The 23,435-nt window shown below is 41.3% G+C and carries 22 protein-coding genes; 8 read left to right on the forward strand and 14 right to left on the reverse strand.

Annotation, left to right across the window (positions count from 1 at the left end; genetic code table 11):
• Positions 1–5 precede the first annotated feature (5 nt).
• Genes AAW12_RS07030 through AAW12_RS07050 form a run of 5 tightly spaced genes read right to left on the reverse strand, consistent with a single transcriptional unit; the run spans position 6 to position 5,051 of the window.
• Positions 6–1,289, reverse strand: a complete 1,284-nt coding sequence (locus AAW12_RS07030) for an ABC transporter substrate-binding protein (RefSeq protein WP_053003558.1) — start codon at positions 1,287–1,289, stop codon at positions 6–8.
• The gene (gene guaA / locus AAW12_RS07035; RefSeq protein WP_046672899.1) at positions 1,246–2,796 is read right to left on the reverse strand and encodes a glutamine-hydrolyzing GMP synthase; all 1,551 of its coding nucleotides are present in this window, start codon (positions 2,794–2,796) and stop codon (positions 1,246–1,248) included. Before guaA ends, AAW12_RS07030 begins: the two co-directional genes overlap by 44 nt.
• Positions 2,797–2,838: 42 nt before the next feature.
• Positions 2,839–3,675, reverse strand: a complete 837-nt coding sequence (gene pyrF / locus AAW12_RS07040; protein ID WP_046672900.1) for an orotidine-5'-phosphate decarboxylase — start codon at positions 3,673–3,675, stop codon at positions 2,839–2,841.
• A 23-nt stretch (positions 3,676–3,698) separates the two neighbouring features.
• Complete coding sequence (locus tag AAW12_RS07045; RefSeq protein ID WP_046672901.1) at positions 3,699–4,292, reverse strand: TlpA family protein disulfide reductase; 594 nt, start codon at positions 4,290–4,292, stop codon at positions 3,699–3,701.
• Positions 4,293–4,307: 15 nt separating this feature from the next.
• Positions 4,308–5,051: an RluA family pseudouridine synthase gene (locus AAW12_RS07050; protein WP_046672902.1), complete on the reverse strand. Its 744-nt coding sequence runs from the start codon at positions 5,049–5,051 to the stop codon at positions 4,308–4,310.
• Between the two features lie 83 nt (positions 5,052–5,134).
• On the opposite strand from AAW12_RS07050, the gene panB reads away from it, so the two are divergent.
• The 7 genes from panB to AAW12_RS26640 all read left to right on the forward strand — a co-directional run bounded on the left by panB (position 5,135) and on the right by AAW12_RS26640 (position 12,439).
• Entirely contained in the window at positions 5,135–5,950 is an 816-nt protein-coding gene (gene panB, locus AAW12_RS07055; RefSeq protein ID WP_046672903.1) for a 3-methyl-2-oxobutanoate hydroxymethyltransferase, read from the forward strand.
• Positions 5,951–5,956: 6 nt separating this feature from the next.
• Complete coding sequence (locus AAW12_RS07060) at positions 5,957–6,559, forward strand: hypothetical protein (RefSeq protein ID WP_156167572.1); 603 nt, start codon at positions 5,957–5,959, stop codon at positions 6,557–6,559.
• Positions 6,560–6,642: 83 nt separating this feature from the next.
• Entirely contained in the window at positions 6,643–6,795 is a 153-nt protein-coding gene (locus AAW12_RS26035) for a 30S ribosomal protein THX (protein ID WP_070561129.1), read from the forward strand.
• 183 nt (positions 6,796–6,978) lie between these two features.
• Positions 6,979–8,040, forward strand: coding sequence for an efflux RND transporter periplasmic adaptor subunit (locus AAW12_RS07070; RefSeq protein ID WP_046672906.1), 1,062 nt, complete (start codon positions 6,979–6,981; stop codon positions 8,038–8,040).
• 6 nt (positions 8,041–8,046) lie between these two features.
• Complete coding sequence (locus tag AAW12_RS07075) at positions 8,047–11,130, forward strand: efflux RND transporter permease subunit (protein ID WP_046672907.1); 3,084 nt, start codon at positions 8,047–8,049, stop codon at positions 11,128–11,130.
• Positions 11,131–11,137: 7 nt separating this feature from the next.
• Positions 11,138–11,680 carry a TolC family protein gene (locus AAW12_RS26635; RefSeq protein WP_231585222.1) on the forward strand — a complete coding sequence of 181 codons (543 nt, stop codon included), beginning with the start codon at positions 11,138–11,140 and terminating at the stop codon, positions 11,678–11,680.
• A 114-nt stretch (positions 11,681–11,794) separates the two neighbouring features.
• Positions 11,795–12,439 (forward strand): TolC family protein, encoded by a 645-nt coding sequence (locus tag AAW12_RS26640; RefSeq protein ID WP_231585223.1) that lies wholly within the window; start codon positions 11,795–11,797, stop codon positions 12,437–12,439.
• A gap of 123 nt (positions 12,440–12,562) precedes the next feature.
• On the opposite strand, the gene AAW12_RS07085 is transcribed toward AAW12_RS26640, so the two are convergent.
• Positions 12,563–12,829, reverse strand: coding sequence for a hypothetical protein (locus tag AAW12_RS07085; RefSeq protein ID WP_172462508.1), 267 nt, complete (start codon positions 12,827–12,829; stop codon positions 12,563–12,565).
• Positions 12,830–13,152: 323 nt separating this feature from the next.
• On the opposite strand from AAW12_RS07085, the gene AAW12_RS07090 reads away from it, so the two are divergent.
• The gene (locus tag AAW12_RS07090) at positions 13,153–13,878 is read left to right on the forward strand and encodes an acyl-[acyl-carrier-protein] thioesterase (RefSeq protein WP_046672909.1); all 726 of its coding nucleotides are present in this window, start codon (positions 13,153–13,155) and stop codon (positions 13,876–13,878) included.
• 99 nt (positions 13,879–13,977) lie between these two features.
• Here the strand turns inward: AAW12_RS07090 and AAW12_RS07095 are convergent, their stop codons facing one another.
• The 8 genes from AAW12_RS07095 to AAW12_RS07130 form a co-directional block, all read right to left on the reverse strand.
• A complete protein-coding gene (locus AAW12_RS07095) occupies positions 13,978–14,607 on the reverse strand; it encodes a gluconate 2-dehydrogenase subunit 3 family protein (protein ID WP_046672910.1) in 630 nt (209 codons plus the stop codon).
• Positions 14,608–14,626: 19 nt separating this feature from the next.
• Entirely contained in the window at positions 14,627–16,060 is a 1,434-nt protein-coding gene (locus tag AAW12_RS07100) for a Gfo/Idh/MocA family protein (protein WP_046672911.1), read from the reverse strand.
• A 19-nt stretch (positions 16,061–16,079) separates the two neighbouring features.
• Positions 16,080–17,765 carry a GMC oxidoreductase gene (locus tag AAW12_RS07105; protein WP_046672912.1) on the reverse strand — a complete coding sequence of 562 codons (1,686 nt, stop codon included), beginning with the start codon at positions 17,763–17,765 and terminating at the stop codon, positions 16,080–16,082.
• A gap of 42 nt (positions 17,766–17,807) precedes the next feature.
• Positions 17,808–19,052 (reverse strand): nucleoside permease, encoded by a 1,245-nt coding sequence (locus AAW12_RS07110; protein ID WP_046672930.1) that lies wholly within the window; start codon positions 19,050–19,052, stop codon positions 17,808–17,810.
• Positions 19,053–19,147: 95 nt separating this feature from the next.
• A complete protein-coding gene (locus AAW12_RS07115; RefSeq protein ID WP_046672913.1) occupies positions 19,148–20,071 on the reverse strand; it encodes a hydroxypyruvate isomerase family protein in 924 nt (307 codons plus the stop codon).
• A gap of 15 nt (positions 20,072–20,086) precedes the next feature.
• Positions 20,087–21,109: an FAD:protein FMN transferase gene (locus AAW12_RS07120; RefSeq protein WP_046672914.1), complete on the reverse strand. Its 1,023-nt coding sequence runs from the start codon at positions 21,107–21,109 to the stop codon at positions 20,087–20,089.
• Between the two features lie 12 nt (positions 21,110–21,121).
• On the reverse strand, positions 21,122–22,435 hold the full coding sequence (locus tag AAW12_RS07125; RefSeq protein WP_046672915.1) for a Gfo/Idh/MocA family oxidoreductase: 1,314 nt from the start codon (positions 22,433–22,435) through the stop codon (positions 21,122–21,124).
• A 26-nt stretch (positions 22,436–22,461) separates the two neighbouring features.
• The gene (locus tag AAW12_RS07130; RefSeq protein ID WP_046672916.1) at positions 22,462–23,430 is read right to left on the reverse strand and encodes a formylglycine-generating enzyme family protein; all 969 of its coding nucleotides are present in this window, start codon (positions 23,428–23,430) and stop codon (positions 22,462–22,464) included.
• Positions 23,431–23,435 lie beyond the last annotated feature (5 nt).

The following is a 23,435-nucleotide window of genomic DNA, read 5'->3' on the forward strand; positions in this document are numbered from 1 at the left end:
AAAGATTATTTTCTTTCAAATTTTTTGTTGTGATAAACCATCATACCCAAAGCTCTATTGGCATAGCCCCATTTTGGATAAAACTCAAATTTATAATCGCTATTCAATCCCGAAAACTTATCCTGCGTCATCCGGCTAACATAATCTACGCCATATTTGTGGATCAATCGACCGAAATACAACGCCGCATCATATCCTTTATAGGAAAACTCAGATGGGTCCACTTTATAAGCCGATTTATAATTTCCAATAAATTTACGGGTATCACTATCGCTCTCATTCACCAAGTTGGAAGACGTAACAGTAAGTCCATAAAAATCCATATTTTCGAAATTCTCAAACGAAAGCTTAGCCATATTCGGATGTCCATACAACTTAAATTGATTACCTGGATTCAAAAAGCGTTCGTCCATCTTATCCAATAAAGCTTTCACAAGATTCTTATTGGCTGTACCACTTACAATATGATTTGAACCGGTCAAGACAAGACTATTATCCAGTTCCGCAAGATTATAAACCGTTTTCACTTTTGCCTGTGCATTGGCTTTTGAAATTTCGCTAACAAAATTGACTAGGAACTGTTTGCTTTCATCGTCACCGGCATCGTATACTAATATTTGATCACCGGTATAGTATTGATCAGCAACATATTTCGCCAATGTTTCGGAATGTGTTCGAATAGAGGGTGTGATGGAAACCAAATTAGGTAAGCTAAATTCAGAAGCCATAGTGGCCGCCAAAGGGGAAACCTGCAGCACATTCTTATTTGCAAATGTTTGCCCAAAGCTTTTTATCTCACGTGGATACACCGGGCCGACCACAAGTACGGCATCTTTGACATTGACCGAAGTCCCTAAAGTCGCATTATACGCAACATTGTCTCGAGAATCAATTACTTGTAAATCAAATAAAGCACCCTCTTTGGCAATTTTGTCAAGACCCAACTGAAACCCCTGATAAAAATCAAGTGCCAAGGAAGAACGCTCCACATCTTCTTTCGTAATCGTCCCTGCAATACCACTTAACTCGAACGGAAGTAGTAGGGCTATTCGATTATTTTTCACGGCGTGCCCATTGACATTTTGCACATCGCCCACTTTGACAATGGTCTTTTCTTTGTCAACAGCTGGTTTAGTCACAGCAGTTTGCTGTTCGCCTTGACCGGAGGAAGGCGAACGCAATACTGTGCTTCTTTTGGTTGTACAACTCGCAAGGCATAACGCCACAAGTGCCGCAACCCATATTTTATTCCCACTCAATTGTAGCGGGCGGTTTTGAACTGATATCATATACAACTCTGTTTATTCCTTTCACATGGTTGATAATTTCATTTGAAATTTTTGCCAACAGGTCATATGGTAAATGTATCCAATCCGCAGTCATTCCATCAAGAGAACCAACTGCACGTAAGCTAACAACATGTTCGTAAGTACGCTCGTCACCCATTACGCCTACGGAACGCACTGGCAAGAAAATTGTACCAGCTTGCCATACTTTATCGTACCAGCCAGCTTCCTTCAGGTTATTGATAAAGATCGCATCAGCCTCTTGTACAATACGTACACGCTCAGGCGTAATATCACCTAAAATACGAATTGCCAAACCTGGTCCAGGGAAGGGATGTCTGCCTAGAATTGCCTGATCCACTTCTAATGCTTTTCCTACTCTTCTTACTTCATCTTTAAACAACGTCTTAAGTGGTTCTACAACTTTCAATTTCATGAAATCCGGCAAACCACCAACGTTATGGTGCGATTTGATTGTTGCTGAAGGTCCTTTCACTGAAACCGACTCGATAATATCTGGGTAAATTGTGCCTTGTCCCAACCATTTCGCTTCAATTCCTTCAGGTAATTCCTTTTGGATTTCTTTTGCAGCTTCATCAAAAACATCAATAAATGAATTACCAATGATTTTGCGTTTCTCTTCTGGTTCAGAGATCCCAGCTAATCTACCATAAAATAAATCCTTGGCATTTATTCCTTTAATATTTAACCCCATATTTTTGTAAGAATCCAATACCTGCTCGTATTCATCTTTACGAAGCAGACCATGATCTACGAAAATACAATGTAAATTTTTTCCAATTGCTTGGTGCAACAATACCGCTGCTACTGTCGAATCTACGCCCCCTGACAAAGCCATAATAACGTGATCGTCACCCAATTGTTCTTTCAAAGCGGATACTGTTGTTTCAACAAATGCGTCTGGTGTCCAATCCTGTGCACAACCACAAATGTTTACAACGAAGTTTTTTAATAAGATAGCACCATCTGTACTGTGTGTTACTTCCGGATGGAATTGTATACCATAGGTACGGGTGCCTTTTACTTGATAAGCTGCAACGCGCACTTTATCCGTACTTGCAATAATATCAAAATTTGCAGGAACTTCTTTGATGGTGTCTCCATGTGACATCCATACCTGCGATTGAATGGGTACTCCTGCCAATAATTCATTCTCGCTATTGACAAACTGCAGATTTGCACGACCATATTCACGAATTTCAGATGGCAACACTTCACCTCCTGATTTTTGAGCAATGTATTGCGCTCCGTAACAAACTCCTAAAAGTGGGAAACGATCCTGAATAGCGACAAAATCAATTTGCGGTGCATCTTCTTGTCTAACAGAATAAGGACTTCCCGAAAAGATAACACCTTTTACGGTATCGTCAAAATCTGGCAATTTATTGAACGGGTGTATCTCACAATACACATTTAGTTCTCTGACACGTCTAGCGATTAACTGTGTGTATTGAGACCCGAAGTCTAGAATTATAATTTTTTCTGGCATGCTGCAAAGGTAAGTATTACGAATGAATTATTAAATGTCAAATCAGGAAATAATGCCTGCTTTTAACAGTTCTACTTCCATTTCTTTCTGTAGAATCAGCGCTTCCTCCCGTGCCCTTTCAGCGAAATCACGTCCGTTTGAGGCATAGATGATTCCCCTTGTGCTGTTTACTAAAAGCCCGCAATCTTTGTTCATACCAAATTTACAAACATCTTCAAGCGAGCCACCTTGTGCCCCCACGCCTGGAACCAATAAAAAATGTTCTGGTGCATGTTCTCTAATTTTAATAAAGCCCTCCCCACGTGTTGCTCCGACCACATACATCAAATTGTCAGGTGTACCCCAAGTATTGACTTTATCGATCACCTGTTCGAACAATTGCAATCCTTCTTTGTTTTCAAAATTTTGAAAGTCCAGGCTACCTTCATTCGATGTTAACGCAAGTACGATAGCCCATTTATCGTTAAAATCCAAAAATGGTGTCACCGAATCCTTCCCCATATAAGGTGCGATAGTAATACTATCAAATCCAAGACCAGACGTCTTTTCATCAAAAAATGCCATCGCATAACGTCCCGACGTATTACCGATATCGCCCCTTTTTGCATCAGCAATACTGAAACAATCCTTCGGTAAAGCTGCCCAGGTTTTTTGAAGCGACTGCCAGCCTTTCATGCCATAACATTCATAAAACGCAATATTAGGCTTATAGGCAACACATAAATCAGCTGTTGCATCTATGATAGCCTTATTAAAGCTATAGATCGGATCCTCATCATCTAAAAGATGCTCCGGGATTTTGGTGAGGTCTGTATCGAGTCCGACACATAGAAATGAGCGTTTCGCTTTTATTTGATGAATAAGTTCTGCTCTTGTCATACTATATTTAGAGATCTTAAAAATTATTTATTGATTAAATCTTGCATAAATTTGCCTACATCCGGACTTGAATAATCCGCCATACCTTCATGCCGTGTCGCGATCTTACCCGCTTTGTCCAATATCACCGTTGATGGAATCGGTCCCGAGAGCCATTCTTTTGGAATATCGCTATTTGGAAAACTAATTGGCAGGGTCAACTGCTGTTCTTTCATGAAAGCCTCAGCCTTAGCCCTGTCGCCTTCAATCTCCACAATTAAAAACACCATATTTGGGTCATCTTTATACCGCTCATAGAGTACATTGATCGAAGGCATTTCGGCACGACAGGGAGCACACCAGGTTGCCCAAAAGTTAATAAAGACAACTTTTCCCTTCAGATCCGCCACGTTGATTGTTTCTCCCCGCGAATTGACAAAGGAGACATGATTGAATGAAGCCTCTGGAGCCCGCCTGTCGGATTCTTTAGTAGCTGAAACAAGCTCCAGTTTAGGGTTGAAAAAACCCAATTTCATTAAAAATTGCTGAAAATAACTTCTACTTGTTGGCCAGATCAACAAACCGATGAGCAGTACAAATACACCGTTTCCGATGATGTTTCTTGTCTTTGGACTCATTAGGCTATCCAGGTATTAAGCATCGAACTTATCCAACAGCTTCAATAAGGTCGCAAAATCCTTTGGATATGGTGCCTCAAAAGCCATCTTAACTCCATTCAACTCAAATTCAACCTGTTTTGAATGGAGTGCAAAACGCTTCATAATAGGCTGCTCCTCTTCATCTTTGGACAATGTATATCCCCTTTTCTTAATTTGGGACAAATACACAGGTTTACCGCGATACATGTCATCCCCTACGATAGCAGCATGTTGTGTGGCGAGGTGAATACGAATTTGGTGCATACGTCCTGTAATAGGTTTACATTCCACCAAAGTATAATTCTTATAGTATTTGATCGAATTGAAGATGGTCTCGGCCGGTTTACCGTTTGCACGGTCAATAGATACGTTTTTATTGCCCTGATTCAAGATAGGTAAATCGACAAGCAAGTCCTGAAAAGTATGTGTACCTCCTATGACCGCATGATAAATCTTATTCACTTTTCTTTTTTCAAATGCTATGGAGATTGTACGGTATGTTTCTGGATTTTTTGCAATTAGTAAAATACCCGAGGTCTCTTTATCCAGGCGGTGGCACACCTGTGCATCAGGATGATATTTCTTCGCCAAACGAAGAATATTGACCTCCCCTCCCTCACGTTCATCTAACGAAGCGACAAACGGTGGTTTATTGATAACGATCAAATTTTCATCCTCATGGATGATTAATTCTGAAAATTTGGGGAATTTAAATAGACGAGTCTCATTTTGTATCATTCTGCAAAAATACAAAACACAAGGCAGAATATTGCTCAATGTATGATAAAAAGCTTACTTTTGAACACACAATATAAGTTAAGATGTCTGTAAACAAAGAAATGAAACGAGTAAGCACAGCAATGCTGCAAGCCATGAAAGAACGTCAGGAAAAGATTTCTATGCTTACAAGCTATGATTACTCCATGGCCAAAATGGTCGATCAAGCCGGTGTTGACGTTATTTTAATTGGAGATTCTGCTGCTAACGTATTCGCTGGCTACGAAACTACCTTGCCTATCACCCTAGATAATATGATCTACCATGCCGCTGCCGTCGCTAGAGGTACCCAACGCGCCATGGTGTTGGCAGATTTGCCATTTGGATCCTATCAGGGTTCCGCCAATGAGGCTTACAATGCCGCCGTACGCATGATGAAAGAATCAGGTGCGCACGCACTGAAACTGGAAGGTGGTTTAGAAATCATCGAAAATATCAAAAAAATCATTGCCGGAGGCATCCCCGTATGTGGACACCTGGGCTTGACTCCCCAATCCATCAATAAATTTGGAAATTTTGGTGTGCGGGCAAAAGAAGAACAAGAAGCCGCAAAATTAATAGAAGATGCACTCGCTTTACAAGAGGCGGGCTGCTTCGCCATTGTTTTGGAAAAGATACCTGCAAAATTAGCCAAAACAGTTACCGAAAAACTGGTGATTCCAACAGTTGGTATTGGGGCTGGACCGGATTGCGATGGACAAGTTCTTGTAATTAACGATATGCTGGGTATGAATGCTGATTTCAAACCAAAATTTATGCGTCATTTCGCTAATTTGCACGAACAGATCACAACTGCAGTAGCTCATTATGTGGCCGAAGTAAAAGCGGTACAGTACCCGAACGAAGACGAACAATACTAAAAAAATATGCGGTTTTTGATCATTGGACTTATTATTCTTATTGCTTATCTGATGATACGCAAAAAATTCAGTCTATTTGGGTTTACCGAGGATATGTCCAGAAATTTAAAATCAGGTTTTCAGTTGATTGAAGCTTCATCTCCGGTCATCCAGGCAAATCTAAAGAAGAGCGTTTCCAATGCCATGATGGGGGTTGTCCTCATTTTGATCACCGTCCTGCTGTTCATGAAGATAAAAATTGTCCTGTTCCTGCTTCCGATAGCCTTTTTCCTGCTAGGTTATCTTTTTCTGTTCAACAACCACTTTAGCAAGCTCAAAAGCCAGCAAATCTGGTACAATGCCAAAACCAATGAAGTTTTTATTGAACAGCTCAAAGGAGAAAACTATACTTTTAACATGTTTAAGGACATAGAAGCCGTTCAGAAAATCGAATCTATTCAAACGACCAAAGGTTTATTATACGGCTACTACCGTATCAAGTTAAAAAATAAAATATTGGAAATTCCCTATTTAGTCGCGGAAAACAAGCCTGCCAACAATTTGTTTTTCGACACCATCGCCCAAAATTTCAATATAGTTACTCAAAAACGTATTTTTCCAATCATTTAAAAATGAACAAATTGAATATCCAAAAAGAATGTGGTATATTTAGGTAATTAATAAAATTTGTTAAAACCAAAATATTTCACACTATGGGAAAAGGTGACATCAAGACCAGAAGAGGAAAAATATCGAATGGTTCTTTTGGAAAAAGAAGACCACATGTATCGAAAACTGCAATCAAGGCGGAAGTAAAACAAGAGGCTCCAAAAGAAGTCCAACCAAAAGCAAAATCAAAGAAATAGTAAACAGGAAGCTAGAAAGTTATTTCTAGCTTTTTTTATTTCCAACCATTCGCGCTCGCCCATTTCGCTGTCCATTGGTAAAGTTTTCATGTATTGTAAAATCCTTTTGACAACTGATATCAGCATAATAATAAACCTATATTTACCCGTTAAATGTAAAAAGTACATAAGAGACTATATCGTATGAATAAAAAATCGATCATTTACCTCCTTTTGGCTTGTGCTGTATTTGGAGGTGGATACTTTCTGATAACTGCTAAAAAAGACAAAAAAGAAGCTGATAAGCCCAATGGAAAAAAAGATATGCCCGTCCCGGCACAGGCTATCATTGCCAAATCTTCAGTCGCCGATAGATCCATTAATCTCTCGGGAAGCATTGACGCAGAAGAGCAGGTTGAAATCAGAAGTGAAGTAAGTGGTCGAATCACCAAAATCTATTTCTCCGAAGGACAGCGCATCAAAAAGGGCGAGCCCTTGATCAAGATCGATGATATTGAACTTCAGGCACAATTAAGACAAGCGCAAACAACAAATCAGCTGAATGCCGAAAATGAACGCCGGGCCAAACTGCTGTTGCAGAAAGGAGCAATCAGTCAGGAAGAGTTTGATATTGCCAGTGCAGCTTTAAAAACTTCCTTAGCACAGATCCAGTTGATTCAGGCGCAGATATCCAAAACAACCATCCGTGCTCCTTTTAGCGGTATGATTGGACTTCGGAATATTTCCGTAGGTGCCATTGTCTCATCCAGCACCCTGATTACAAATTTAGTGAAGGACAATCTTGTCAAAGTTACTTTTGCAGTACCCGAAAAATACAGCAATATTGTTAAGATAAATATGCCCATTGAGTTCAGTGTAGCCAATGAGCCAACCGTCATTAAAGCGAACGTTTACGCTATCGAACCGCAAGTATCACTTAACACCAGAACCCTCACCGTCCGCGCCAGAGCAGCAAACGATCAGGGTAAATTGAAAGTCGGATCTTTTGTCAATGTTATCGTGCCGATCGAAGTGGAAAACGATGCGATATCCATTCCTACAGAAGCTATTGTTCCCGTACAGGACGGTAAAAAGGTTTTCGTACTACAGCATGGCCTTGCCAAGGAAGTGAAGGTCGAAACAGGTGCACGTACCGACAAAGACATCGTCATCCTATCTGGAATCAGTGCCGGTGACACCGTTTTAACCACGGGCGTTCTGTCTTTAAAAGATGGAGTAAAAGTTAAGGTATCATTAGCTAACTAGTTGTACATGAATTTATCTGCAGTTTTTATTAAACGCCCTGTTTTAACTATTGTCGTCAATATTACCATCATCTTGTTTGGCTATATTGGTTTTAGTTTTCTGGGTGTACGCGAATACCCCTCTATTGACCCCGCTATTGTTTCTGTCAGAACAAATTATGCCGGTGCCAATCCTGATATCATTGAATCACAGATTACCGAGCCACTAGAAAAGGCCATAAACTCGATCGATGGTATTCGTAACATCTCTTCTTCAAGTAATCAGGGATCCAGCAATATTACCATCGAGTTTGATTTAAAAAAGAACCTGGAGGAAGCCGCAAATGATGTCCGGGATAAAGTATCTCAAGCCGTCCGAAGCCTACCTCAGGATATTGATGCTCCACCGGTGGTATCCAAAGCCGATGCGGACTCCGATCCCATTATTACGTTGACATTGCAAAGTGAGACACGCGACAAACTTTCGCTGAGCGACTACGCCGAAAATGTGATTTCTGAAAGGTTACAAACCATCCCCGGCGTCAGCAGCACACAGATCTATGGCCAAAAACGTTACGCCATGCGGCTATGGCTCAATCCCGACCGTATGGCTGCCTATGGTATCACTGCTTCGGATATTCGTACGGCATTAAATAGCCAGAATGTTGAATTACCTTCGGGGAAAATTGTCGGAAACACAACCGAACTCACCGTAAAAACCGTCGGCAACCTCTCTACCCCCGAGCAATTCAACAACATCATTCTAAAAGCCGATAGCAGCCGTATTGTCAAGTTTATCGATATTGGCCGGGCCGAAATAGACGCTGAGAATCTCGAAACAAAAATGGTGAGTAATGGTAAACAGCTGGTCGGTATTGCCATTATTCCGCAACCGGGAACAAATTACCTCGATATTGCCAACAATTTTTATAAAATGCTCGATCAGATCAAAGAAGATCTGCCGCAGGATATTATACTCAACATCGCTTCTGATAATACGACATTCATCAAAAAATCTGTTGAAGAAGTCGCCGAGACACTCCTGATTTCGATCATACTGGTCACCCTGATTATTTATTTTTTCTTTCGCGACTGGGGCATAGCTTTACGTCCGTTGTTGGATATTCCGGTGTCCTTGATTGCGACATTCTTTATTATGTATATTTTTGGTTTTTCCATCAATGTACTGACGCTGCTCGCTATTGTACTCGCGACAGGGCTTGTCGTCGACGACGGTATCGTTGTTACCGAAAATATCTTCAAGAAAGTTGAAGAAGGAATGTCTCCAATTGAAGCCGCGCTAAAAGGGTCTAAGGAAATATTCTTCGCTGTTATTTCCATTTCAATTACACTTGCAGCGGTATTTTTACCGGTGATATTTCTTCAGGGCTTTGTGGGAAGGCTGTTCCGGGAATTTGGTGTCGTCATCGCCTCGGCCGTATTGGTTTCGGCATTTGTTTCCCTCACCCTTACACCGATGCTCAATGCCTATCTGATCAAAGGTGGTGGTCACAAAAAGACGAAGTTTTACGATTGGACAGAACCCATGTTTGTCAAAATGAATAAAGGTTATGCCAAGGCACTGGAAAAATTCATGAAATTCAAATGGATCAGCTTTCCAATTCTGATCCTATGTTTTATCATTATTGGTATCCTTTTCTCCTCCATTAAAAAGGAAACAGCGCCTTATGATGACAGAAGTAACATCTCCGTCAATGTAACAGGTCCTGAAGGTGCCACCTATGAATACATGGATCGCTACATGCAGGAATTGGACAAATTGGTCTACGACTCCATTCCCGAAAATAAAATCAGTTTAAACATTACCTCTCCGGGTTTCGGCGCGAGCTCAGTCAACTCCGGACGTATACGGATGACTTTGGTTGATCCTGGTGAGCGCAAAAAATCACAGGATGATATTGCCAAAGAGCTCACTAAATGGACAAAACAATACGATGCCGTACGCGTAAATGTTTCGCAAACGCCAACGATATCCATGAATCGAAGAGGTGGACTACCAGTTCAGTACATTATCCAAGCACAGAATTTTGAAAAACTTCAGGAAAAGATTCCCGAATTTATGAATGAGGTCAACAGCGATCCAGCATTCTCGACAACGGATATCAACCTGAAGTTTAACAAACCCGAACTGCATGTCGAAATTGATCGTCTGAAAGCACTTAGTCTGGGTGTTTCGGTACTTGACGTTTCACAGTCACTCCAATTGTTGTTAAGCGGCCAACGTTTCGCCTATTTTATGCGTGATGGCAAACAATATCAGGTCATAGGCCAAGTTGAAAATGACCGTAGAGCTACACCGACAGACCTCGCTTCAATTTACGTGCGTAATAACCTCGGACAGCTTATCCAGTTAGATAACGTCGTAAGCGTCAGGGAAGAAAGCAGTCCCCCCCAACTCTACCACAATAACCGGTATATGTCGGCTACAGTTTCAGCTGGCTTGGCACCAGGCATGAGCATGAGCGACGGAATTGCAGCAATGGATCGCATAAGAGAAAAGGTGCTCGACCAGAGCTTCACCACCGACCTTAGTGGTGAATCACGTGACTTCGTTGAAAGTAGCTCCAATACCTTATTTGCTTTTGGCCTTGCTTTATTGCTTATTTACCTGATCTTGGCGGCCCAATTTGAAAGCTTCCTCGACCCATTTATCATTATCCTTACGGTGCCTATGGCCGTTGCCGGTGCACTAATAAGTCTATGGCTATTTGATCAAACCTGGAATATATTCAGTCAAATTGGAACAATTATGCTTATCGGTCTAGTGACCAAAAATGGTATCCTGATTGTTGAGTTTGCCAATCAAATGCGTGAAGAAGGCATGGAAAAATTTGAGGCAATCATGCACTCTGCCGAATCACGCCTCAGACCGATCTTAATGACAAGTTTGGCCATTGCCTTGGGCGCATTACCGATTGCCATGTCACTTGGAGCTGCCTCAACGAGCAGAATTGGTATGGGAGTTGTGATCGTTGGTGGTACAATATTCTCCCTTATCTTAACCTTGTTCATTATCCCGGCGATCTATTACATGTGGTCAAGACAAAAAAAGCATAGACCTGAATTTGATAACATTAAAAGCTACGAATAATAAAGACATGAAGAGAAATTTCATCCTACTAGTATTACTTTACTCCATCATGTTTCAAACACGTGCGCAAGAAGTACTGACTTTGGAAGATGCACTGAAAACTACGCTGAGCAATAACTTCAACATTCTCCTGGCTAGAAATGACAATAACATTGATGTGGAGAATACCAGTTTAGGAAGCGCGGGTATGCTCCCAGCAGTAACTGGAACGTTCAATAGAAGCAACTCCATCCAGAATTCCAGACAGGTCAGAGCAGATGGTCAAATACAGCAGATCTCCAATGCAAAAAACGACAACATGTCTTACGGGGTCAACCTAAACTGGACGATATTCGATGGATTGGGTATGTTTGCCCGTCGCGATCGCTTCAAAGAAATACAACGCCAAGGGGAAGCGGAGATCAAATATCAAGTGATCACCCAGCTCAGCGAAGTCATGGCAACCTACTACAATCTGGTGCAGCAAAAGCGCCTGATAAATGCGCTGGATACCACCATCGCCCTATCGAGATACCGCGTCACGCTGGCCGAAAATCGCCTGGAGATCTGAAAAGGCTCCAAGCTGGATCTCCTGAATGCGAAAGTCGATTTAAATACCGATCAGACAAACTTACTCAGACAGCAGGAAAGCTTCAAAAATACCAAGACTTACCTCAATCAGCTGATGACACGCGACTTGAGCCTGGATTTTCAGGTTGAAGATGAGATGAAACTTGATACGGATCTTAAACTTGGTAATCTGATCGAAATTGCCGATCGACAAAATCCACAAATTCAGCTTGCCATCATCAACAATCGGGTGGCCGAACTCAACTTAAAAGCAGTTAAGGCCGAACGTTATCCCAAAATTGGATTAAACAGTGGTTACAACTGGAACGAATCCCACTCCTCCCTCGGTTTCTCGACAGAAAACAAAAATAGAGGTCTTACCTACGGTGTATCGGCTTCCCTTAATATTTTCAATGGATTTCTGCAAAATAGAAACGAACGGATTGCCAAATTTCAGATTAAGGGTTCTGAGCTACAGATACAGCAACAGAAACAAGATATTCAGGCACAGGTCAGAACGCTGTTCCAAACCTACATCACCAATATGGAACTGGCTCATGTAGAACGGAAAAATGAGGAGCTGGCAAAAGAAAATTTAAATATCACCATGGATAAATTCCGTATCGGTACCATCACAACCTTGGAAGTAAGAACAGCGCAGCTAAACTACATCAATGTAATGACTCGGAGCTATACTGCACAATATGACGCGAAGGTATCCGAAATACGCCTAAAAGAATTAACAGGCGAAACATATTAGAATTTTCTTTCAGCATGAGGTCCTCTTCATGAAGGAACAGGATTTTGAAGCGCTTTTCATCAGCATCTATTCTTAAAAAGCGAAAGGCTCCTTAACTAAATGAGGAGCCTTTCGTTTGTCTATTTAATAGTCAATTGCTATAATAGATTTCAGCGGTATTAAAACGCCACTTTTAATCTGAATATATCTATCGGTTAGCGACCACACAGTGGTCTCGATACGCTTTGGTCCGGAATCAGTCTCAAAGGCGATTTCAGTTTTGGATTTAAACTCATTTCCCAACCGAAGTGCCCCCTTCAATTTATCCATAAAAGTCGCTGTCTTATCTTCACTCGCCGGGATAAATTTAAATTGAGGAATTTCCTCTTTAGCTATTAGTTCTCCAACCATAATACTAGCATTTAATGTGTAAATTATTGTTTTGCGCTATGCTACTCTTATAACGCTTTAAAGCCAATCTTATTTTATTTCTTTCTGCCATTGGCTTATTTAAATCTACCGATTCCCATGATAAAAATCAATTAAATCCTTGAAAACTATCATTTATTTTACAATAAAAAAACGATTGTACTTTAGACACACTGCTCCGCTTAGAGACCGTCTGCGAGCCAAACAGGCATTTATAACGAGATATCTGAATATAGTGTCATTTCATTTTGAATTTATAACCCAAATCATTCATATTGCCTATTTTTGCTCAAAACAATATGTAAATGGAAAAATCTATTTTTGAAAAAGAGTGGGAAATCTATTTCACGCAATGCTATTCTAACGGCCGCATTCGTTTCTCTGATTTATCCAATATCCTGCAGCTTACCGCGGGAGAACATGCCAATATTGCTGGTTTCGGTTTTAAAGAAATGGCCAAACATAATCAAACTTGGGTACTTAGCCGCATACGCATAGAGATTGCACGACTGCCCAAATGGATGGATCTTGTCAAGGTTAAAACTTGGGTTCAGGAATTGGAAGGCGCGCGCTCAACGCGGAATTTCGAAATTACAGTCAATGGACAAATGTATGTTACGGCAACCAGTTATTGGGCTGTGATCAATACCGTGAAGCGGAGCTCTGAAACACTCGCAATTTCCACCAAGGATTTTACCACCTATCCCGATCGCCCGGCAACACAACAGCCCTTTTCAAAACTGGATATTTCCCAGACTGTCAAAAACAGCGATGAATATAGCGTTAAGCTTTCTGACTTGGATATTGTCAATCACGCCAACAATGTAAAATACCTGGACTGGTGTATGGACAGGTTGCCCATTGAACTCGTCTTGACCAATCAGATCAAATCCCTAGAGATGAATTACCTGCGTGAATTACGCTATAATGATACCGTAGAAATTAATGGCGATGCAACTGATCAGGGTTACTTTATGACAGTGACCAAACAGCAGCGTATTCATTTTGCGCTAGCCATAGAAACAAAATAAAAAGGGGAAACAAGATAAGAACGCAAAACAAGATAAAACGCGAAACAATAAAAAAAGGGAGGCTACGGGCCTCCCTTTTTATTTTACATAGTGCATCGTTTATGCAAATGCTTTATCGCCTTTTTTGTAAGGAAGGTTACCATCAAATTTTCCGGGGATCTTTACAAAACGTAGCGCTTTTGTACAGCCCAGCTCGGAGTTGAAGAAACCAGTCAATGTTAACTGTTTGAACATCGTGAACCAGTGTGGTGGATCGTTCTCAACGTAATTGTACAATTGATTTTGTTTCTCCTTATTCTTCTCAATGATATCTTTTTGATCTTCAGCCTGTTTTTTATTAAACTCGTTGGCTTCTTTGTCCAAAGCAGCCGCAACAGCTGTTCTGTCTGCCGCAGAAAGCTCCAGGAATGGCTTGCCTTTCACCTCTTTTGCCTTATCATCTAAGCTCGCAAAACCAGTTAAAAATGCTTTTTGTTGCTTTTCTGTATAACAGTCACGAACCATGACCGGAATAAAACTTCCTACCCCTGCTTCTTTCGCACCCGGAGTTGCGGTAGCTGGTAAGATTGCCTCAGCCAAGTCACCTAATAAGTCAGTTGTCTTCGCTTCAAATAATGCTTGCACATCTTTTGTTGCTGAGCGCGTACAACCCTCCAAAAATAAATTAGCGCCGATAACGGTACCTCCTAAAATTAAGGCAACCCGTTGTAATGCTTCTCTTCTATTCATACTACTAAATATCTTAATTTTAGAAATTATATTTCATTTCCCAACCTTGTCTGTAATTACGTTTTACGTATTGATTGACGTTGTCAAAATTGGTAACACGCATATTATCGTTATCCCACAACAATTTCAGGTTACGTCCAGGGTATTTACCATCAATACGTAAATCAGCACCTCTGATCGCTAGGTTGGCCATTAATAAAGCTTCTGTCAAAGGACCTGCTATTTCAAAAGGTGAACTTACTTCTTTCTTGCCGTAGCCAGCTTGACAGGCTTCCACCCATTGTGCGTAGTGTCCACCTTCTTGTCCTGGTACACGGGCATATTTCTGTGCCACTTGCTCTTTTCTTGAAGTTGGCAACAAGCGTGCATTCTGGCCGTAGGTATCCGCAAGGATTTTACCTTTTGTACCAACAAGTAAGATACCATTACCACCATCACCAAAGATTTCGTTTGGACCTAATTCATCCGGACGAGCAGGCTGAATACCACCATCCATCCAATGTAAAGTCACCGGACCATTTGTACGTGCAGTTTTAGGGAATGTTAATGTCGCATGGCTCGATGGAGGGCAGCTTTCAGGGAAATATCCACGTTTGAATTCATCCACATACACCGATCCTACAGTTGCCTGTACATCCTGTACATAAGTCAATCCCAAGGTACTGAAAGGAACTTCCAACAGGTGACAACCCATATCGCCCAATGCACCAGTACCATAATCCCACCAGCCACGCCAGTTGAAAGGTACCAATTTATCGACATATTCTTTATACGGTGCTGTACCCAACCAAAGGTCCCAATCTAATTCCTTTGGAACTTCGGCCTTGCCTGTAGGCCATGCAATACCTGAAGGCCAGACCGGACGATCTGTCCAACAATATACCGTGTGTACATCACCGATTAGGCCTGCTTCATACCACTCACGTACAAAACGTGGTCCATCATTCGATGCACCTTGATTTCCCATCTGGGTAACCACCTTATATTTTTTAGCTGCATGCGTCAATGCTCTCGCTTCCCAAACATCATGAGTCAACGGTTTTTGAACATACACGTGTTTACCCAACTGCATAGCTGCGAGCGCCTGAATCGCATGTTGATGATCTGGAGTTGATACAGAAACGGCTTCTATACGTTTGTGCTCCTTATCCAACATCTCACGGTAGTCTTTGTAATATTTTGCTTTCGGGTAGCGTTTTAACGCACCAGCTGCACGACGGTCGTCCACATCACACAAGAAAGCCAAATCTGCTTTTCCCGAATCATGGAATGCATTAATGTCACTAAAACCCTTACCCCCTACACCAATACCTGCTACTTGTAATTTGTCACTTGGAGCTGTAAAGCCATTTCCGCCCAATACATGGCGAGGGACGATCATAAAAGCCGCAGCAGCTGTTGCCGCGCTCTTTATAAAATCTCTTCTACTCGTCTTATTTGAGTTATTTTCCATTGTTATCAATCTTTAGCTATTAGATGTTACCTTTTTTCAATTCGCTCACTGCGAAATCAACTGCACGAGCAGTAAGTGCCATATATGTTAATGAAGGGTTGACACAACCTGCAGAAGTCATACAAGCACCGTCCGTTACGAAAACATTCAATGCATCCCAAACTTGGTTGTTACCATTTAATACCGAAGTTTTTGGATCACGTCCCATGCGGGCAGTTCCCATTTCGTGGATACCTTGGCCCAAACCATATACGTTATCGTACGTATAGGTATCTTTTACGCCAATGCTTTCCAACATCTCCTTCATTTCATTTTGCATGTCACCACGCATTTTCAATTCATTATCCTTGATCTCAGCGTCAAATGATAATACAGGTAAGCCCCATTTATCTTTTTTGTTCTTGTCAAGTGTAATTTTATTTTCGTGATATGGCAAGGTTTCTCCAAAAGCAGTAAAACCAACAGTCCAGTCACCTGGTTCACAGATCGCATCTTTCCATGCACCACCAACTTCCATCTCGGCAACAGCACCAGACCAACGTCCACGACCCGCAGCACCTTGGTAACCAAATCCACGTACATAGTCACGTTTTTTGGTATCACCTTCTACGTTTACAAAACGTGGCACATACAAGCCTGTCGGTCTACGACCATATACATAGCTATCCAAATATCCATCTATTTTACCTCCGGCACCACAACGGAAATGGTGATCCATCAAATTGTGACCCAATTCACCGCTACTGCTACCCAGACCGCCTTCCCAAACATCTGTAGCTGAGTTCATCAACACCCAAGTCGAGTTTAATGCAGATGCACAAACAAAAATTACTTTAGCGAAAAACTCATACGTTTGGTTTGTTTCAGCATCAACAATTTCAACGCCTTTCGCCTTTTTCGTGTTTTTATCGTAGATAATTTTTGTTACGATAGAAAAAGGACGTAAGGTTAAGTTATTAGTCTTTTTCGCTGCAGGAAGAGTCGCCGATTGTGTACTGAAATAAGCACCAAAATTACAACCCAACCAACATTGATTTTGATATTGACAATTTACACGGTCATGATGCGGAACAGTAATGTTGGCTGTTCTACCCATGATGAAATGACGTTGACCACCATATTGTTTTTTCAAACGCTCAGCCAGGTCTTTTTCAACAATGTTCATCGCCATTGCCGGCATGTAATCTCCATCTGGCAAAGATGGTACACCATCTCTATTTCCGGAGATACCAGCAAATTTTTCAGCATAACTATACCAAGGGGCAATATCCTTATAACGAATCGGCCAATCCACACCATGGCCATCTTTCAAGTTAGCTTCAAAATCCAAATCGCCCAAACGATAAGATTGTCTCCCCCACATTAAAGAACGTCCACCAACATGATATCCACGGTACCAGTCAAAACGTTTTACCTCTGTATAGGGACTTTCTTTTTCATTTACCCAAAAATCCAGGTTCTTCTCATTCAGTGGATAATCTCTACGCAAAACCGGATATTCTTCGATCATTTGCTGCGTACGACCGCCAGCATGAGGCCATTCCCATGGATTTTTATTTGGCGCAGTATAATCCTTGATGTGTTCAATGTTACGACCACGCTCCAGCATAATTGTTTTCAGCCCTTTCTCTGTCAATTCTTTCGCAGCCCATCCACCACTTATCCCCGAACCGATTACAATTGCGTCATAAGTATTTGTTGCCATCTCTCTTCTAATTATTTGTTTTTAAATAGTTATTTTTTCTGTTTAGTGTGCAGCATTAGTACTGTCGATCTTTTCGTCCTTAAATAAAGCTAAAAAGATAAAAAATACAACAGCTGCGATAATTGCAGGTACAACCCAGGTATGATTCCAGAATGCTGCCATATCGGTTGCTTTCAATTCTTTGTACTTATCTCCAACATAACTTGCTACCCAGAAACCGATCAATTGTCCGACACCATATGTTGCCAAAGTGATCAAGCCCTGTGCTGCTGATTTGTATTTAACGCCAGCTTTGCTATCTGTATAAATCTGTCCCGAAACAAAGAAAAAGTCATAACAGATACCGTGCAATGCAATACCGATCAACAACATGAACGACAATTCACCTGCATTGCCATAAGCAAATAATAGGTAACGAATTACCCAAGCCAACATACCGACCAAAATTGTTTTCTTGAAGCCAAATTTTGTAAAGAAAATTGGTAAGGCCAATAAAAACAATACCTCAGATGCTTGACCGATAGTCATCTTGCCTGTTGGATTCTCCAATCCTATTTCAGTAAGGAACAAGTTGGCATTTGAATAATAAAATGCCAATGGAATACAGATCAACACCGAAGAAATAAAAAAGATCAAGAAATTTCTGTCTTTCAACAATTTGATCGCATCCAGTCCAATGATTGATGCAAAGGATGGTTTTTCGGTTTCATCCAATTTAACCGGCGGCGTTTTAGGTAATGCAAAGGAAAATACCCCCAGTACCAATGAAGCTACGCCCGACATTAAGAAGGTGTTTTTCAAAGCCCCTTCTGATGCAGCGGCATCCCATCTAAAGATATAACTGATTGCTAAACCTGCTACAATCCAACCAATTGTTCCCCAGATACGTATTCCTGAAAATTGTTTTTCCGGATTTGTTAATTGACGAAATGAAACTGAGCTCGCCAAAGCCAATGTCGGCATATAAAGTATCATATAAGCCAATACATACGGATAAAAAGTAGACATATCTGCAGCACCATACATTTGATACATTAATACCGCGCCAACCAAGTGTAAAACACCCAAAATACGCTCCGCATTAAAATAACGGTCTGCAATCATTCCGACAATAAAAGGCGCGATAATCGCTCCCAATGATTGTGTTGAAAATACATTGGCCATTTCAAAATCCGTTGCATGTAGATTTTTGCTCAAGAAAGTACCTAATGTGACAAACCATCCCCCCCAAATAAAAAATTCGAGGAACATCATAAAGGATAGTTTAAATTTTATTGTTGATGAAATCATAAAAAAAATGGTGTTTTACAATACTACTAATTGGTTTTACCTGCTCAATTTAAGAAATTAAATCTAATTGTCAATAGTACACTATTAAAATATTACAAAAAGCTATCGACCTCGCGATAAGCCGCCACCAAGCGATCCTCACCCTCTTTACCAGACTTGGAAATACCATGCTCCATTCCCATGATACCCTTATATCCTTTACTATGAATGTGTTTGAATACGTTTTTATAATTGATCTCGCCCGTAGTCGGTTCTTTACGACCTGGATTATCGCCGATTTGAATATACGCAATTTCATCCCAACAACGATTCATATTTGCAATTAAATCTCCTTCGGTACGTTGCATATGATAAATATCATACAAAATTTTACAGGATGGACTATTCACGGCCTTACATAAAGCATAGGTCTCATGCGTTTGCTGCAAAAACAAATCTGGTGTATCACTTAAGGTTTCCAACACCATCACCAAACCATGTGGTTCAAAGATCTCCGCACCCTTACGCATCGCAGTAAGGATGTTGCTGAACTGATTACCCCAAGGTAGTTTTCTTTCATAAAAGCCCGGTACCACAGTCAGCCATTTTGCATTACAACGCTTGGCAGCTTCGACAGACTTCTTGCATGTTTCGACAAACTTGTCCAAATACTCCTGTTTACCCGTCGCTAAAGAAGGCATCCAGTTTTGTCCGCCATCCACAACAAATACACCCATGGTCATGCCTAACTTCGCCAATAAATCACCAATCTTCTGCTGCTCGTCCAATGTTCTGCCCAAATAGCCATTGTCTTCTATTCCACGGAATCCCAAATCATACATATACCGAATTTCATCCAGGAAATTATCACCTGCATGATTTTTGAACATTCCCTGATGGGGAGCATAATTTAAATTGAATGTCTTTCCTTTATCCATCGTATTTGCTGTATTTTGAGTTGTAGACGCAAAAGTCTGTCCAGCTAGTCCTGCCCCCGCGGCCAAAAGACTACCTTTAATAAAATCCGATCTCTTCATTTTATTTATAATTGATTAATTTTTAAATAATTTACCAAATCCATCCGAATAAATCGTTTCTATGGACTGATTTTTATTTTTAAAAATGACAAAAACCGCCACACCTTTCAATTTTCTGGCTTTTGTCTTAATGTGTTCGGGTTCCATGCCCATAAAATAATTATCCAGTGCATCCGCTTCCATGGCAGTCTTCGCATAGACGCTGACACTCAATATATCGGTCATGTATGGGAAACCCGAAACAGGGTCAATATGATGACCCAATTTTTTCCCTTTGTATTGAATAAACTTTTCGAAACTGCCGGCTGTTGTCAGCGCCCCTTCATTGAGCTGCGCAACAGCAGTCATCAATTCCTCCCCACTTTCACCATCGGGCTGAACAATACCAATGGAAAAGCCCTGCCCACCTGGCGGAGTTCCCAAAGCCCTGATTTCACCACCGACCTCGACCATATAATTGGCAATTCCCTTACGTTCGAGATAGTCGGCCAAGACGTCTACCGTATACCCCTGTGCAATACCATTAACATCGATTTTAATCCCCTTTTTCTTTTTGATCAGCCGATTGCCACTAACCTTCAAGTAGTGCATTCCCACCAGTTCCTTCGCTTTTCGTACCGTCGCCGAATCCGGGGCCACCAGGCTCTTATTAGCACCAAAGCCCCATAGGTTGACCAGCGGGGCAATAGTAATATCGAATTGACCTTTCGATAATTTATGGTATTTAAAGGAAGCATTTATCACCTTAGCCATGTGGCTATCCATCACAACAGACATTACCGTATCTGTATTGAACTTGGATATCCTCGAGTCTTTGCGGTAAATTGACATCGACAAATCGATTGCCGTTAAAATACTGTCAACTTCCGACCGCCTAACAAGACTGTCGGAAGCGAAGTAAGTGATATGGAATTGGGTACCCTGCGCGGGTCCCTCCAGCCGAATTTTATGGAGTTTCGTTGTCGGTATTTGCGCCTGTGCATCAATGCAACAAATCGTAACAAAAAATAGAAGACACAAATTCCACTTTAATCCCATCGGCCCAATTGCTTAAATATATAAGTTGGTGTTTTGACCAGGCATCGCTACTGGGTAAAAACCTTCTGCATCCGGAAGTAATTTTGGTTTAGCATCCCAAGCAAGTACATCTGGTCCCAATTTGATGGTCGATTTCAAGGCTTCATCCCACTTGATCACCTTACCGGTATAACAAGCGATACGTCCGATAATACCTGTCAACGTACTGTAAGCACCATATTCTGCATTATCAAATTTATATTCGCCTTTTGAAATTGCCGTAAATAGTTCTTTATGTTCTTGTTGATAAGGGTTTGGATTACCCTTCGCGTCATGGCGATAGATTTCTTTTCCTTTCCAGTCGTACAATACTGCCTGTCCACCTGCAGAAAGATAAGCACGTCCTTTTGTTGCCTGGAATTGCTCGTCTACACGGTTATGTATACCTTCGAAGTGTCTACATTGACTATAAACAACGCTATTGTCGGCATAGGTCAATTCTAATGCAAAATTATCATAGATTTCACCATACTCTTTGCCGGTACGGTGTGCCCTGCTACCTGTACCTTGGATCGATACCGGGTAAGCACCTTTCACCCAATTGGCGATATCAATATTATGCACGTGCTGCTCTACGATATGATCGCCACACAACCAGTTGAAATAATACCAGTTACGCATTTGGTACTCCATTTCAGTTTGCTCTGGCTTACGCGGACGCACCCATACACCACCTGAGTTCCAATAAACTTGTCCCGAAGTAACATCACCGATTGCACCCTCGTGAATACGTTTGATCGCCTCACGGTAATTCGTTTGATAACGGCGTTGTAACCCGACTACAACATTCAATTTTTTACGTTTAGCTTCTGCAGCTACACGTAAGACCTGCTGTACACCAGGGATATCAACAGCGACCGGTTTCTCCATGAAAACATGTTTACCTTGACGGATCGCTTCCTCAAAATGCATTGGTCTAAATCCTGGAGGAGTTGCTAAAATAACAACATCGGCCAATTGAATTGCATCTTTATATGCATCGAACCCCACAAATTTGTGATTGTCACTTACATCGATCTTATCTTGCCATTTTTCCTTCAGCGTTTTATAAGTACTCTCTAAATTATCTTTAAAAGCATCTGCAAGAGCCACCACTTTAATGTTCATGCCCGAACTTAGCGCATCAAATGTAGCTCCAGTTCCGCGGCCCCCACAGCCCACTAAGGCAACTTTGATAACATCCGAACCAGCGGCATATGCACCTGATAAAGGCATTGAGCTCAGCACAGCGCCTCCAGCAACTACAGCAGAAGTTTTAATAAAATCTCTTCTTTCTAGATTTTCCATAACAGTTTTATATTGATTATTTTATATTAAAAGTCTTTGATTGGCTGTTTATCGTAATACGCCATAATCTCTTCGTGACTAGGTGGGTTGAGGGGTCTTACCAGTCTCATGCCCACGAATGGGGCTTCCGGAAACCACCAGTTACTTTTTGGAATTTGTGGATCCAACTGTTTCCATACGGGATCTGAGGCACCACGCGCTGCAGAGCGCATGTCCTCGGCACCACTGTCAAAAGCACCACCACGTACAACATGTGGATACAGGCTTGTCGGAACGACTACAGGATTAGTCAATACTTTGCCTTTACCTTCATTGTAACTATCGGCCTTATATTGATCATAAGTCCATTCGGCAACATTGCCATAAATATCATAAAGGCCCCAAGGATTCGGTTTCTTCTGTCCTACAATATGTGTTTTCTGTTCAGCATTATCTTTAAACCAGGCATAATCTGCTAATGGCGTTGCTTGATCACCGAAAAAATAAGTTGTCTTTGAACCAGCTCGAGCGGCATATTCCCACTCGGCCTCTGTCGGTAAACGGTAAAATACACCGGTACGGACATACAGCCACTTACAGAATTGAATAGCATTGTAATGGGTCATCGCTAGGGCCGGGTGCCCTTCCTTTCCAAAACCAAAAGTCATATCCAAATAAGGTTTGGTCGGTCGCGTAACGGCATCAATCTCTTTCGATACTTTACCGTCCTTACTCTTTGCGATCTCATAATCTTTATACAGAAATGGCTCAAATAGATCCCAGGTTACTTCATACTGGCCCATCCAAAATGGATCCAACTTCACCTCGTGTGCAGGTTTTTCATCCTCTTTCCCCCCACTTGTAGTTCCCATTTTAAAGCTACCACCAGGGATTGCCAGCATTTTGAACGTCAGATTAGTCCCTTCAATAGGTTGCTCATAAGGTTCGAAAGCTTTCTGAGCCATAGCGTGCACGCCGGCAAATAACAAAACAGGAATAAAGATTCTTTTTAACATATTTA

Origin of the sequence: Sphingobacterium sp. Ag1 (genome assembly GCF_000988325.1) — a bacterium.
Taxonomy (GTDB): domain Bacteria; phylum Bacteroidota; class Bacteroidia; order Sphingobacteriales; family Sphingobacteriaceae; genus Sphingobacterium.

What these genes read in the sequence shown, in the direction of transcription:
- AAW12_RS07030 (WP_053003558.1), bottom strand. Translation starts at nt 1,289, where the DNA reads ATGATATCAGTTCAAAACCGCCCGCTACAATTGAGTGGGAATAAAATA.
- guaA (WP_046672899.1), bottom strand. Translation starts at nt 2,796, where the DNA reads ATGCCAGAAAAAATTATAATTCTAGACTTCGGGTCTCAATACACACAG.
- pyrF (WP_046672900.1), bottom strand. Translation starts at nt 3,675, where the DNA reads ATGACAAGAGCAGAACTTATTCATCAAATAAAAGCGAAACGCTCATTT.
- AAW12_RS07045 (WP_046672901.1), bottom strand. Translation starts at nt 4,292, where the DNA reads ATGAGTCCAAAGACAAGAAACATCATCGGAAACGGTGTATTTGTACTG.
- AAW12_RS07050 (WP_046672902.1), bottom strand. Translation starts at nt 5,051, where the DNA reads ATGATACAAAATGAGACTCGTCTATTTAAATTCCCCAAATTTTCAGAA.
- panB (WP_046672903.1), top strand. Translation starts at nt 5,135, where the DNA reads ATGTCTGTAAACAAAGAAATGAAACGAGTAAGCACAGCAATGCTGCAA.
- AAW12_RS07060 (WP_156167572.1), top strand. Translation starts at nt 5,957, where the DNA reads ATGCGGTTTTTGATCATTGGACTTATTATTCTTATTGCTTATCTGATG.
- AAW12_RS26035 (WP_070561129.1), top strand. Translation starts at nt 6,643, where the DNA reads ATGGGAAAAGGTGACATCAAGACCAGAAGAGGAAAAATATCGAATGGT.
- AAW12_RS07070 (WP_046672906.1), top strand. Translation starts at nt 6,979, where the DNA reads ATGAATAAAAAATCGATCATTTACCTCCTTTTGGCTTGTGCTGTATTT.
- AAW12_RS07075 (WP_046672907.1), top strand. Translation starts at nt 8,047, where the DNA reads ATGAATTTATCTGCAGTTTTTATTAAACGCCCTGTTTTAACTATTGTC.
- AAW12_RS26635 (WP_231585222.1), top strand. Translation starts at nt 11,138, where the DNA reads ATGAAGAGAAATTTCATCCTACTAGTATTACTTTACTCCATCATGTTT.
- AAW12_RS26640 (WP_231585223.1), top strand. Translation starts at nt 11,795, where the DNA reads ATGACACGCGACTTGAGCCTGGATTTTCAGGTTGAAGATGAGATGAAA.
- AAW12_RS07085 (WP_172462508.1), bottom strand. Translation starts at nt 12,829, where the DNA reads ATGGTTGGAGAACTAATAGCTAAAGAGGAAATTCCTCAATTTAAATTT.
- AAW12_RS07090 (WP_046672909.1), top strand. Translation starts at nt 13,153, where the DNA reads ATGGAAAAATCTATTTTTGAAAAAGAGTGGGAAATCTATTTCACGCAA.
- AAW12_RS07095 (WP_046672910.1), bottom strand. Translation starts at nt 14,607, where the DNA reads ATGAATAGAAGAGAAGCATTACAACGGGTTGCCTTAATTTTAGGAGGT.
- AAW12_RS07100 (WP_046672911.1), bottom strand. Translation starts at nt 16,060, where the DNA reads ATGGAAAATAACTCAAATAAGACGAGTAGAAGAGATTTTATAAAGAGC.
- AAW12_RS07105 (WP_046672912.1), bottom strand. Translation starts at nt 17,765, where the DNA reads ATGGCAACAAATACTTATGACGCAATTGTAATCGGTTCGGGGATAAGT.
- AAW12_RS07115 (WP_046672913.1), bottom strand. Translation starts at nt 20,071, where the DNA reads ATGAAGAGATCGGATTTTATTAAAGGTAGTCTTTTGGCCGCGGGGGCA.
- AAW12_RS07120 (WP_046672914.1), bottom strand. Translation starts at nt 21,109, where the DNA reads ATGGGATTAAAGTGGAATTTGTGTCTTCTATTTTTTGTTACGATTTGT.
- AAW12_RS07125 (WP_046672915.1), bottom strand. Translation starts at nt 22,435, where the DNA reads ATGGAAAATCTAGAAAGAAGAGATTTTATTAAAACTTCTGCTGTAGTT.
- AAW12_RS07130 (WP_046672916.1), bottom strand. Translation starts at nt 23,430, where the DNA reads ATGTTAAAAAGAATCTTTATTCCTGTTTTGTTATTTGCCGGCGTGCAC.